Origin of the sequence: Ideonella flava, from assembly GCF_051857595.1 — a bacterium.
In the GTDB taxonomy this organism is placed as follows: domain Bacteria; phylum Pseudomonadota; class Gammaproteobacteria; order Burkholderiales; family Burkholderiaceae_C; genus Ideonella.
Window position 1 is genome coordinate 773948 of sequence record NZ_JBPZHD010000001.1, and the last position, 12825, is coordinate 786772.

A 12825-nucleotide genomic window follows, 5' to 3' on the forward strand; every position below is an offset into this window, starting at 1 on the left:
GGCGCAGGCGCGAACAGCGCCGCCGCGGCATCCGCAGAAACAACCCGGGAAGAGCGCGACCGACTGGACATGACCATGACCGCCGCACGTTTGCAAGCGTCATGCCGATGGACCTTGCGGCCCCTCCTCCCAGTCCGGCCCCGGCAGTGCCGCAGGCCTTCTTCCGGGCAGGCCCCGGCAGGGGCCCCGCCCCCGAGCGCGCGAAGCGCCGCTCCCCTTCAAGGGCGTGCGCGGATCCGGCTTTGCCGGTCCGCTGCGCGAGCCCCCCTGGGGGGCAGGCCCCGGGAGGGGCCGTGGGGGTCCCAATCCGCGGCTTTGCCGGTCCGCTGCGCGAGCCCCCCTGGGGGGCAGGCCCCGGGAGGGGCCGTGGGGGTCCCAGTCCGCGGCTTTGCCGGTCCGCTGCGCGAGCCCCCCTGGGGGCAGGCCCCCGGGGGGGCCGTGGGGGCCTATTCTTCCCCGCCTTCGGCGGCGTACTCCTTCAGCCGGTTGTAGAGCGTCTTCAGGCTGATGCCGAGCACCGCCGCCGTCCGCTCCTTCTGGTACTTGTGGTGCCTCAGCGTGGCCTCTATGAGCTGGCGTTCGGCCTGCGCCATGGAGATGCCGATAGGCAGGGTCAGCGTGTCGGCCCCAGGCGCCGATGCAGCAGGCGCCGATGCGGCATATGCGGCCGGCGGTTCGGCAGCCGCCGGGGCGGAGGCTTTGGATGGCGTTGCGGCCGGGGCGGCGGGCGCGGGCGCCGACGGCGCCACCGTCGCACCAGGCTGCGGCTGCGGCAGCCACTCGTCGTCTATCACTTCGCCCGAGGCCATCACGTAGGCACGCTGCACGACGTTGCGCAACTCGCGCACATTGCCCGGCCAGTGGTAGCAGCCCAGGCGATCCAGCGCCTTCGGGGTGAATCGCTTGACCTGGCCCTCCTGGGCCACGATGGCGTCGAGGAAGTGCTGGGCCAGCAGCGGCACGTCGGACAGCTTGTGGCGCAAGGGCGGCAACTCGATAGGGAACACGTTGAGCCGGTAAAGCAGATCCTCCCGCAGCTTGCCCTGGGCCACGGCCTGCTCCGGCTGCCGATTGGTGGCTGCGATCACGCGCACATCGGCTTCCAGGCTCTGCGTGGAGCCCACGCGCATGAAGCGCCCAGTCTCCAGCACACGCAGCAGCTTGACCTGCAGCTCCTGCGGCATCTCGGTGATCTCGTCCAGGAACAGCGTGCCGCCATTGGCCCGCTCGAAGAAACCCAGGTGCTGCCTGTCCGCCCCGGTGAAGCTGCCCTTCTCGTGGCCGAAGATCTCGCTCTCGATCAGGTTCGGCGAGATGGCGCCGCAGTTCACCGCGAGGAAGGGCTGCTTGCGACGGCGCGAAAGGTCGTGCACCGTCTGGGCCACCACCTCCTTGCCGGTCCCGCTTTCGCCGGTGATGAAGACGGTGACCGCGGTGCCTGCCACGCGCGAGATCTGCTCGTAGACCTTGAGCATCGACGGGTCCTGGCCCCACAGGTGGCCGAAGTGGCCGCCGGTCGCCAGGCTGGCCTTCATGCGCGCCACGTCGGCCTTGAGGGCCGCCGGCTTCATGAACCGCGACAGCACGCCCTTGAGCTGCTTGATCGCCACCGGCTTGACGAGGTAGTCCGCCGCGCCCAGGCGCAGCGCCTCGATCGAGGTCTCGAGGCTGGCGTGGCCGGTGATGAGCACCAGCTCCGAACTCGAGATCAGCTCCGGATCGGAAAACAGGTCCAGTCCGCTGCCGTCGGGCAATTGCAGGTCCAGCAGCACCAGGTCGGGCGGCTGCATCGCGATCTGCCGGCGGGCGTCACGCAGCGTGTGGGCGGTGGCGACCGAGAAGTTCTCGAGCGCGACCAGCTCACGCAAGGTGGCGGCGGAGTCGACATCGTCGTCAACGATCAGTACGTGGTTCAGGGCTCTGTCCTCTTCGTGTGACGCGAATCGGCCGGACGCTTCGGGCGTCCGGCCGGGCTTTGATCATCCACCAGTCTGGTCCTGAGGTGTATCCGGATGCGGGTTTTCCAAGGGGCAGCGTCGCCCTTTCGCGGCTCATCTGTGATCCTGGGGTCCTCAGCGGTCAGCGCCATCGTCCGCCTTTCGACGTGGGCCAGTGCCTGTGTCCCAGCGGACGGCTGCGCCAGGCCAGGCGGCCACGATGCCGCATCTTCAGCCACCATTCGCGGCGCCCGTCGGGGCCCTGCCCCCACGCCGCGAGGCAAAGCTGCGGCTTCACGCCCGGCACCGAGGGTTGGACCGGGTCTTCATCAACGATTGGCGGCAGGAGAAGACGGCGGCGGGCTGGCCGGCGCGGCCGGGTCCATGGTCCCCGGCGCCGTGGTCTGCGGACGCGGCGGGCTCGGTTCGGGATGAGAGGGCTTGGGAGGGTCGCTCGGCTTGCGGTCACACCCGGTCTGCAGGGTTGCCGCGCCCATGGCGACCAGGCAGGCCATGGCGCATCCGACGACACGGCGCAGGGTGAAGGGCGGTTTCATCGCTTTACGCAAAAAGGCCTCAGGCAAGGAGAGGCCGGAAAGGGGCAAGCGACGTGCCTGCCGACCTATCCAAACAGCTGCGCCAGCCGCCGCGGGTCCACCGGCTTGGTGAGGTGATGGTCGAAACCGGCCTCGAGGGCCCGGTGGCGATCCGATTCTTGGCCCCAGCCGGTGATGGCGATCAGCACCGGCCGGCGGCCGCCGGCCATCTGCCGGATCGTGCGCGCCACTTCGTAGCCGTTGCGCCCCGGCATGCCGATGTCCAGCAGGCAGACATCGGGCTCGAACTGCTCGTACATCGCCAAGGCGCCTTCACCATCGAACGACAGGCGGGTCTCATGCCCGTCGAGCTGCAACAGGGCCGCCAGGCTGTCGGCCGCATCGCGGTTGTCGTCCGCTATCAGCACCTTGCGGGACATCGGGACGGCCGCGGCGCCGCGGCCATCCAGCAGGCCCTCCTCGGCGGGCAGCTGGCCGACAGGCAGGCGGACGGTGAAGGTGCTGCCGGTGCCTATCCCCTCGCTGCGCACGGCAATGCTGCCGCCGTGAAGTTCCACCAGGCCCTTGGACAGCGCCAGGCCGATGCCCAGCCCCGCGCTGGAGCCCTCCCCGGCGGGATGCAGTTGCGCGAACATGCGGAAGATGTCGGGCATCGACTCCGGCGCGATACCCATCCCGTTGTCGCTCACCTCGATCACGATCTCGGGCCCGACGCGCTGCGCGACCAGGCGTATGCGCCCACCGCGGTCGGTGTACTTCGCGGCATTGGTCAGGAGGTTGGCCACGACTTGCGCGAGGCGCAGTGGGTCGGCCTGCAGCCGCTCGGGATGCGCTGGCAGATCGATCTCGAGCTCGTGCTTCATGGCGTCGATCGCCGGGCGGGCCGTCTCGACCGCGCTGGCGATCACCGCCCCCAGCTCGGTCGCCAGCTTGCGCAGCGGCAGCACGCCGCGGGTGATGCGGGAGACGTCCAGCAGATCGTCCAGCAGCAGCGCCATGTGCTGCACCTGGCGCTCGATGACCTCGTGGCTCCAGCGCTTCTGCGCCTCGGTGGCGTGCGCGGAGGTGGACAGCATCGCGGCCTGGCGGATCGGCGCGAGGGGGTTGCGCAACTCGTGCGCCAGGGTGGCGAGGAACTCGTCCTTGCGGCGGTCCGCCTCGCGCAGGATCTGCTCGTGGCGCTTGCGATCGGTGATGTCGTTGAACCAGACGGCGACCGAGCCGCGCATCGGCGAAGCGACGCAATGCAGCCAGCCTTCGCCGGACGGCAGGCGGCTGTGCGTCTCGAACTCGCGCGCCTCGCCCTTTTCAGCCACGGCCACGTACTCCAGGAAGGCGCTGGAGTCCTTCCAGCTGGCGGGCATCACCTCCAGCACTCGCCGGCCGACCAGCTCCTGCGCGCTGCGCTGAAGGACGGCCGCAGCGGCGCGGTTGAGGTAGTTCCAGTTGAAGTCGACGATGGTGCCGTGGTCGTCCCGCCGAGGATCGAGCACCACGAACGGCACCGCCGAGGCCTCGAGCACGGCGCGAAAGCGGCCCTGAGTCTCCTCCAGCGCCGCCTGCGCTCGAGCCCGCTCGCTGAAGACCGCGGCCTTGCGCGCGCAGATGTCGGCCAGCGCGCGTTCGCGCTCCGTCGGCTCGTGGGTTTCGTCGAAGTACAACGCGATGTCGCCCAGCGTCTCGCCGGCCAGGCTCAGCAGGGGCGTGCTGTGCACCGAGAACTCCTCGCCGCGAGGACCGTCGGCCAGCTCCGCCTCGTCGAAGCCCAGGCCGGCCTCCACCCGGGGCCGGCCGCTGACCGGATCGAGCAGGCGGACCACGCCGCGGCGGGCGCCGTTCAACCTGGCCAGCGTCTGCAGGATCATCTGCAGCTGCTCGGGCAACGTCGCCGCTTCGAACAGGCGCGTGGTCAGCTCGTGCAACTGGTCCAGGTCGTCCACCTTCTGCCGCAGATCGGCCTGGGCGAGGGCCAGGCGCGCCTCGATCGCCTTGTGATCGGTGATGTCTATGCAGGCGCCCCGCAGGCGGACGGCGCGGTCCTGGCTCCAGCTCAGGTGCACCCGCAGCAGCAACCAGAGCTCACCGCCATCCGGCTGCGGGATCCGGAGTTCGCGCTCGTAGGTCCGGGCCCGCTCGCGAAGCCGCTGCGCCAGGTGGACGCGGCTTTCGGCCAGCAGCTCCGGCGGCGCGCGCTCGAGCCACCGGGCCAGCGGCACGGTGCCGGACGAGACGGGCAGGTGGACCAGGCGCGCCAGCGCCGGCGAGCAATACGCCGTCTGCGAGACCAGGTCGATGTCGAACACGCCGATGCCGGTGCCCTGTATGGCCATCACCAGGCGCTCCTCGGCCGACGAAGCGCGATCGGCAATGTGGCGCATGCGGGCACCGAACTCCACCACCAGCGCGCCGATGGCGACGAACAGCGTGAGGGTCAGCATGTCCGGCGGCGCGTCGATGGTGAACGACCCCGCCGGGGGCATGCCCCAGGCGGCATGGAGAAGTCCCGCGCCCAGGGGCAACCAGCCCGGTCCGCGGCCGCCGGCCACCGCGGCCAGCGCAATCGCAGGCCAGAAGCTGATGAAGGGAACGCGCGGCCCGATCCAGCGGCTCAAGGCCAGCTGAAGCAACAAAGCGAGCGCGGTGGCCACCAGGGAAATGGCGTAGCCGCGCAGGACGGGCCAGGACCATGCACGAGCACCCATGGCGGGCTCGCTCCAGCAGTGGGGAAGCGGCAAGCGTATCTCAGCGCCGACGCGCCGGATCCCGCTGCCGGCCGGTGGAAGGAGAGCGGGCGCTCAGGTCATCCGGGCCGGCGCCGGGAGCTCCCGGTCCGGTCGTGGCGCCGCGCGCGTCCGGGCACCGGCGGCCGCCAGCACGGCCGCGGCGAAAGCCTTTGCCGAGGTGGCTTCGCCGTCCGGCCCCGGCTCGCCCTCGTCGGGCGGAGGCGTGCCGCCATAGAACCAGCGGCGCACGCCCTCGAGTTCGAGTTCTTCGCACATTCCAGCGTCCTCGGTCCGGTGTTCGACAGGCCGCCAGATCAGTCGGCCTGCCCGGCCTGAGCAAGTTTGACTCCCAGCGCCTTCATGGCCGGGGCGATGGACTGCTTCGTCTGGAAGTAGGCGGCCCAGGGGTCGGCCTTCTCGGACGCCAGGTGCTCGCAGGCCGTGCGCACCGTCCACTGCGCGCCGCCTTCGAGCTGCGGCAGGTCCTCCCAGGACACCGGCACGGAAACGCCCAACCCCGGCCGCGCCCGTGCCGAAAAGGCCGCCACCGTGGTGGCGATGGTGTTGTTGCGCAGGTAGTCCACGAAGATCTTGCCGACACGGTTGGCCGGGCCGCTCTTGGCGACGAAGCGGTCCGGCAAGGTGCGGGCGAGCTGCTCGACCACGGCTTTCGAGAGCGCCCTGACCGTCTCGCCCGGCCAGCGCGCGGCGATCGGCACCACCACGTGCAGGCCCTTGCCGCCGCTGGTCTTCAGCCACGCTTCGAGCTTGAGCTCCTGCAGCAGGCCGCGCACGAGCGCCGCGCCTTCCTGCATCCGGGGCCAGTCCAGCTTGTCTCCGGGGTCGAGGTCGAACACCATGCGGTCGGGCTTGTCCGGTGTCCGCAGCTGGCAGTTGCCGGTGTGGAACTCGATGACATTGAGCTGCGCGGCTGCCAGCAGTTGCTCGGCCGTGCGTACCTGCAGCGGAGTGTCTTCGCCCTCCCCCGCCGGGTCATTGCGCTGGAAGAACAGCGACTGGCCTATGCCTTGCGGCCCCCGCACCTCGGCCACGGCGCGGCCCTTGAGGTGCGGCAGGATTCGTTCGGCCACGCTGGCGTAGTAGCGCACGAGCTCGAGCTTGGTCAGGCCGGTGCTCGGGTCGATGACGCGATCCGGATGCGTGACGCGCAAGCGCCCCGTCTCGCGGCGGGACGACGAGGCGGCGGCAGGTGCAACGTGACGCATCGATGGCTTCCCGGTTCAGGCCCGCTTGCGCGCGGCGGCACGCTGGCTGCTGCGCGCCGGGCTCTTGCGGGCCGGTGCCTTCTTCGCCGCCGGCGCCTCTTTCTGGGCTTCGCCCTGGCGGCCGAGGCTGCGCTTGAGGAGCTCGGTGAGGTCGACCACGTTGCTGGCCCGTGGAGCTTCGCCCTCCTCCATCGGCTCGACGTGCTCGGTATGGCCGGCGGCCGCCCGCTGTTCCACCAGCAGCTCGATCGCCTTGGCGAACTGGTCGTCATAGCGCTCGATGCGCAGGGGCTCGATCATGTCGTCGATCAGCTGGCGCGCCATCTTCAGCTCACCGTCCTTGAGCCCCGCGCCCCGCTTGCCTTCGGCCGGCAGGTTCAACTCGCTCAGGGGCCGGATTTCATTGGCCCAGCGCAGGGTGTTGAGCATCAGCGCCGGCCCGGCAGGCACCAGCGCGGCCAGATGCTCCTTGGTGTGCAGGACGATGCGTGCAATGCCGATGACGCCCGCCTCCAGCATGGCCTCGCGCAGCAGCGCGTAGGGCTTGTCGCCGCGGGCCTGGGGCTCCAGGTAGTAAGGCGTCTCGAGATGCGTGAAGGGGACCTCCCGGGCGTGCACGAAGGCCTCGATCGAAATCGTCTGGGTCGTCTTGGGATAGGCGGCCTTGATCTCGTCCGCCCCGAGAATCACGTACTCGCCGCCCTCGACCTTGACGCCCTTGACGATGTTGTCCTTGTCGATCTCCTTGCCGGTGCGCTTGTTGATGCGCTTGTAGCCGACCGGATCCATGTTGCGCTTGTCCAGCCAGTCGAAGTCGATGCTTCGCGACGACGACGCGGGGTACAGGGCGACGGGGATGTGCACCAGCCCGAAGCTAATGGCCCCCTTCCAGATGGCTCGTGGCATGAGGACCAGTATCTGGCTGGGCGTGAGCGGCGCGCGTCGGACGGGCCTTCAGCGGCCTGTAGGAATCGGCGCCACCTCTCGCTTGCGGTCGATGACGAAGAACAGGACCACCGCCACCGCAAGCGGCAGGAGGTAGAAGATCGCCCGAAATCCCAGCAGGGCCGCCAGCAGTTCCGCTTGGGGCACCTGCGATTGCAGCAGGCCGATGAACACCGCCTCCAGCACGCCCAGCCCGCCCGGCACGTGGGTGATGAGGCCGGCCACCGCGGAGGCCAGCAGCGCATTGAGCACGCTCACGAAATCCACCTGCTGGCGCAACATCAGCCAGCACACTGCGGCGGTGAGGAGCCAGTGCAAGGCCGAGATGCCCAGCTGGAGCAGCGCGATGCGAGCCGAAGGCAGGCGCAGAGCGTGCCGGCCCCAATGCCACTCGCGGCCCTCCGCCCGCCAGCAGGCCAGTGCATAGGCCACGGCGCTCGCCAGCATCACCAGGCCAATCAAGCGCAGCGCGTGCATTCCTGGGCCCCAGCCTTCGGGCAGCACCGGGGGATGGGCCAGCAAAAGCAGTCCAGCCAGGGCCACGTAGCCGAGCCAGTTGGTCAGCACGCTGGCGCCCAGGATGCGGGTGATCTCGTCGATCCTCAGGCCCAGCCGCTCATACAGGCGGTAGCGAAGCGCGACCCCACCGACCACCGTGCCGAGATTGAGCTTGAACGCGAAGGACACGAAGCCCACGGCCAGCATCCAGCGGATGGCCACCGGCTTTTCGCCCACCCGGCGCCGCGGAGGCGCCATGGGGCGCCCAAGCAACTCGTAGCTGGCATACAGAAGATGGGCGCCCGCCGCACACAACAGCGCCGGCCCCAACACGGCGGCCGGCACTCGCTTCAAGGTTTGGAAGGCTCCCTCCCAGTCCCACTCACTGCCGAGCCGCACGATGAGCACCAGCGTCAGCAGGCCGAACACCGTCCAGAAGGTTCGGCGGGCCGCGGCCCACCACGGCCGTGTCGTCCAGCCGCCGCCCGACTCTTCGCCGGGCAGCGTGTGCTCAGCGCCCATTCGTCGCCTCCGCCACGCTCACCAGCGCGGGCGAGTGTCGCGGCAACCGACCTGCCCACACCGGGAAGCGGCGCAGGAAGTGGAAGACGAAGAAGTTGCGCACGGCCGGCCACCAACGGGGCTGGTGATCGGGCGCGGGCGCTGGCACCTCGCGGCAGGATCGCTCTATCAGCTGCTCCAGCCGCTGGCGCAGGTCCGAGGCGAAGTCCCGGTCGCGCAGGACCACGTTGGCCTCCAGGTTCAGGGCCAGGCTCAGGGGATCTAGGTTGCTGGAGCCGACCGTGGCCCATTCATCGTCCACCACCGCGACCTTGCCGTGAAGCGGCCGCTCGATGTACTCGTGGATCTTCACGCCCGAGCGCAGCAGGTCGTCGTAGAGCGTGCTGGCCGCGGTCTTGACGATGGCCATGTCCGGCTGGCCCTGCAGGATCAGGCGCACGTCCACCCCTCGCCGCGCCGCGCGCTGCAGGTCGCGCAGCAGCCGGTAGCCGGGGAAGAAGTACGCGTTCGCGATCAGCACCTGGCTGCGGGCGCGCCGGATGGCGATGCGGTAGTAGCGCTCGATGTCGTTGCGGTGGTGCAGGTTGTCCCTTCGCACGAACAGCGCTTCGGCGGGCCCGGCCGGCTCGATCGCGGTCGGCGTCTCCTCATGACGCTGCCAGCGCCGGCGCGCCGCTCGCCAGCCGCGCGGCGGCTTGTCGGCGTCCGGCGGGGGGGCAGGCTGGATGGCGTGGCGCACGAAGCGGCGGATCTCGATCACCACCGGCCCCTGCAACTGGATCGAATAGTCCTGCTTGGCCTCGGGGCCGAAATCCATCAAGTGATCGGCCGAGTAGTTGATGCCGCCCACGAAGGCCACGCGCCCGTCGACGACGACGATCTTGCGGTGCATGCGGCGCAGCACGTTGAAGCGCACGCCCATCACGCGCAGGCTCGGGTCGAAGCTGCGCAGCCGGACGCCGGCCGACGTCAGGCCGGAGACGAACTCGTCCGACAGGTCGGGCGAACCGAAGCCGTCGATGAGAAGGTCGATCTGCACGCCGCGGCGCGCGGCGGCGATCAGCACCTCTCGCAGGTGCAAGCCGACCTTGTCCTCGAAAAGGATGAAGGTCTCGATGATCACTTCGCGCTCGGCCTGCCCGATCGCGTCGAACACGGCAGGGAAGAACTCCTCGCCGTTCTCGAGCAGCTGCACCCGGTTGCCGGGCCACCAGTGAGGCTTCATAAGACGATCTCCGCAGCCAGTGGGGCGTGGTCGGACAGCCGGGCCCAGGGCTGGCGCGGCAACGCGACGGGCCGGTGTGATCGCGCGGCACGGACGTAGATGCGATCCAGCCGCAACAGCGGCATGCGGGCCGGGAAGGTCCGCGCCGCCCGGCCGTAGGCCTGCACGAAGACCTCCTGCAGCCCGACGCACTTCTGCAGCACGCGGTGTGCCCGGTCGCGCCAGTCGTTGAAGTCCCCGGCCACGACCAGCGGCGCATCGCGCGGGATGCATTCGTCGACGAGTCGGCAGAGCAGTTCGAGCTGGTGCAGCCGATGCGCCTCGGCCAGGCCCAGGTGCACGCTGATCGCATGCACCGGCTCGTCCTGGCCCGGGACCGCCAGCTGACAGTGCAGCAGGCCGCGGGCCTCGTGGCGGTGGGCGTCGACCGACACGTCCACATTGCGCTGGCCGACGATGGGGTACTTCGACAGCACCGCATTGCCGTGATCGCCCTGCTGGTGGACCGCATTGCGGCCATAGGCGAACTGCGGCCAGATCTCGTCGGCGAGGAACTCGTAGTGCGGCGCCGGCGTCCATCCGGTGCCGAAGGCCGCCCGGTGCGGGTATTCGCCCAGCACCTCCTGCAGGAAGACCACGTCGGCGTCGACGGCGCGCACGGCATCGCGCAGTTCGGGCAGCACGAAGCGCCGATTGAAGAGGTTGAATCCCTTGTGGATGTTCACCGTCAACACGCGCAGCTTGGGCAAGGGTTGCGTTCCGGGCATGTCGCGTTTGTAGCGGCCGCCCTGCTGCGGCCGTGTAGGAAAGCGCGCGCATGCACTGCCGGCAGGCGCCGCGACCTCTCTCCCGGTGGGGTCAGGCTCGCGGCTCGGCCGCAGGCTCGCGCGCGGAATCCGCGCCATCCGCGGCCTCGGCCCTGGGGGCGGGCGATTCGGACTGCGCCTGCGATGCGTTCGGCGCCGGGGCCGGCGTTTCCGCCGAGGCCGTGGCCGGCGAGCGGCGCGACCCCTGCACCATCTCCTTCAGCCAGGTCTCCAGGACCTTGGTGTAGTTCTTCTGGGCACGCTCGCCGGTCAGGCCATGGTCGGCACCGCCGAGGCAGCGGTACGTCAGCGAGCGGGCATGGATGGCGGCCTCGCGATAGCTGGTCAGCACCGCTCGCGGGATGATGGCATCGCACTCCGATTCGATCAGCATCACGTCGCCTTCGAACGCCTGCATCGCCTTGAGCGCGCGGTTCTCGGACGCCAGCACCAGCCGCTGGCGGTAGGTGCGCAGGTCCTGATCCTTGTGCAGCTGGAGCTTGGGGCTCTTCCAGCCCGAGTCGATGTAGAGCGCCGGTGCCCGCAACGCGAGCCAGCGCACCTTGCGCATCGAGGTGAGGATTGCCGCCAGGTAGCCGCCGTAACTGCTTCCGACGACAGCGATGGCGCCCGGGTCCACGTGACGCCGCTTGACGAGGGTGTCGTAGGCGGTGACCACGTCCTCCAGGTTCTGGGCACGGGAGACGGTCTCGAACTGGGTCCTGGTCTGCGCATGGCCCCGCAGGTCGAACGTGAGGCAGACGCAGCCCAGCTCGGCCACCTCGCGGGCCCGCGACCGGTACTGCTCCTGGCTTCCGCCCCAGCCATGCACGAACAGCACGCCGGGGATCAGCGTGCCCGGTGTGACGAAGGTGCCGGCGATCCGCTCGCCGTCGACGCCTATCTCGATGGTCTCCTCAAGCGTCGACATCCGTCGTCACCTGCGCGAACTTGACAAGGCGGCCGCCTTGGCGGTCGGGGCCGTCGTACAGCAGCCAGGCGCCGGCCGGCAACTGCACCTGGTCGGCATAGACCTCGCAGGTCGACGCCCGCACGCGCTGCAGCGATGGGTCCGCCGCGAACGCGTGAAGGGCTGCCGCCTCGGCGCCGCTGGCACCGCCGATGCGCCACGACTGCTCCAGCACCCCGCCATGAGTTTGACCATGATCGTCCACACCATACGCCACGTCGTAGTTGCAGCGTGAGGCGAAGAAGTCCGGATAGCCCTCGGCGACGGCGCGATGGAAGGCCAGGGACTGCTCGACGGCCTGGCGCACCTGAGGCTCAAGGTCCGCACGAAGGAGGTCGTCGAAGCCGCCGCGCGAAACGATCAGGCTCGACCCGCCGTAGACCTCGTGGCCCTGGTGGTTCTTCGTCAGGCCCTGGGTGCCGAAGTAGCTCGCACGGTGGTGCCCGACCTGCACGTGCCCCACGCTGTAGGTGACCACGTCGTGCAGATTGCGCTCGAGCACGAGGCCATGGCGACTCAAGCCATCCTCGCCGAGGCGCTCCAGATGCTCGTCGAGTTCCGCGGCTTCGCGCACGACCCATTGGCCTACGCCCCCGACGCCGGCCGGATCCTTCACCCGCACGCTGCCTCCGCGCAGCAGGCGAGCGGCGGCCTCCCGAGCATCGGCGGCATTGAAGACCGAGTAGCCCGGCAGGGCCGCCTCTCGCACCCGTTCCGCGCACAGCGACGACCATCCCGGCGGGGCCGCTGCGTCGGGCCGGACCAGGGGATGAGAGACCACCTTGGTGGCCACGAAAGCGGCTGGCACGACGCCACCGAAAAGGTCCTCGGCGCGACGCACGCCCAGCCGCCGCGCAGCCGCCATGGAGGGCAGCGTGTCGCTCGGCACCAGGTAGACCGGCGAGGCCGCCGGCAGCGACGGATCGAACTCGCCGGCGAAGTCCATCCCCAGCAGTCCCGCCAACGATTCGGCCACGGTGGCCTTGGAACTGGCGTCGTGATCCAGCGGGCCGCTCTGGCCGTTGCTTCGGTAGAAGGCGACCACGGGACGCAGTCCGCGCGGGGGCGGCAAGGTGGTGTCGCGCAGAGGGGGCTCGGCCAGGGCGGCGATCAACATGGCGTCTCCTTGGAAGGGCAACGGAATGCCGCCGCGGACCGGCTTGATCCGGCTTCGCAGCAGCGGCCCGGAAGCGGCGTCACGCAGAGGTTAGGAAGCGGGCTGGCCGGCGGCTGTCGGCGGCCGGCGCGACGCTTTGTAGGAACCGGCCCGCAACTCCGGTCATGTAACCGTCACGTACCTGAGCGCGTCGTCGGGACGTTCTTGGCTGGCTGCCAGCGCGCCAGGATCGCAAAGGCTCGGCAGTGCGAAGAAATGGCGACGCAACACTCGGTCACACCCGCCTGCCGGCAGATTCC

10 protein-coding genes are annotated in these 12825 nt (G+C 69.9%); all 10 read right to left on the minus strand.

What is annotated here, in order from left to right; all coding sequences use genetic code 11:
• Positions 1–446: 446 nt before the first annotated feature.
• The gene (locus ACS5PM_RS03455; RefSeq protein WP_439385618.1) at positions 447–1916 is read right to left on the minus strand and encodes a sigma-54-dependent transcriptional regulator; all 1470 of its coding nucleotides are present in this window, start codon (positions 1914–1916) and stop codon (positions 447–449) included.
• A gap of 643 nt (positions 1917–2559) precedes the next feature.
• The gene (locus tag ACS5PM_RS03460) at positions 2560–5196 is read right to left on the minus strand and encodes an ATP-binding protein (protein ID WP_439385433.1); all 2637 of its coding nucleotides are present in this window, start codon (positions 5194–5196) and stop codon (positions 2560–2562) included.
• A 93-nt stretch (positions 5197–5289) separates the two neighbouring features.
• Positions 5290–5493: a hypothetical protein gene (locus ACS5PM_RS03465; protein WP_439385436.1), complete on the minus strand. Its 204-nt coding sequence runs from the start codon at positions 5491–5493 to the stop codon at positions 5290–5292.
• A 38-nt stretch (positions 5494–5531) separates the two neighbouring features.
• Entirely contained in the window at positions 5532–6443 is a 912-nt protein-coding gene (gene ligD, locus ACS5PM_RS03470) for a non-homologous end-joining DNA ligase (protein WP_439385438.1), read from the minus strand.
• 15 nt (positions 6444–6458) lie between these two features.
• Positions 6459–7349 carry a non-homologous end joining protein Ku gene (gene ku / locus ACS5PM_RS03475; RefSeq protein WP_439385440.1) on the minus strand — a complete coding sequence of 297 codons (891 nt, stop codon included), beginning with the start codon at positions 7347–7349 and terminating at the stop codon, positions 6459–6461.
• A 48-nt stretch (positions 7350–7397) separates the two neighbouring features.
• Positions 7398–8408 (minus strand): lysylphosphatidylglycerol synthase domain-containing protein, encoded by a 1011-nt coding sequence (locus ACS5PM_RS03480; protein WP_439385442.1) that lies wholly within the window; start codon positions 8406–8408, stop codon positions 7398–7400.
• Positions 8398–9633, minus strand: coding sequence for a cardiolipin synthase ClsB (gene clsB / locus ACS5PM_RS03485; protein WP_439385444.1), 1236 nt, complete (start codon positions 9631–9633; stop codon positions 8398–8400). Before clsB ends, ACS5PM_RS03480 begins: the two co-directional genes overlap by 11 nt.
• Positions 9630–10400, minus strand: a complete 771-nt coding sequence (locus ACS5PM_RS03490; protein WP_439385446.1) for an endonuclease/exonuclease/phosphatase family protein — start codon at positions 10398–10400, stop codon at positions 9630–9632. The genes clsB and ACS5PM_RS03490 overlap by 4 nt, the downstream gene beginning before the upstream one ends.
• A 91-nt stretch (positions 10401–10491) precedes the next feature.
• Positions 10492–11370 (minus strand): alpha/beta hydrolase family protein, encoded by an 879-nt coding sequence (locus ACS5PM_RS03495; RefSeq protein WP_439385448.1) that lies wholly within the window; start codon positions 11368–11370, stop codon positions 10492–10494.
• The gene (locus tag ACS5PM_RS03500) at positions 11357–12526 is read right to left on the minus strand and encodes a DUF3182 family protein (RefSeq protein WP_439385450.1); all 1170 of its coding nucleotides are present in this window, start codon (positions 12524–12526) and stop codon (positions 11357–11359) included. Before ACS5PM_RS03500 ends, ACS5PM_RS03495 begins: the two co-directional genes overlap by 14 nt.
• Positions 12527–12825: the final 299 nt, after the last annotated feature.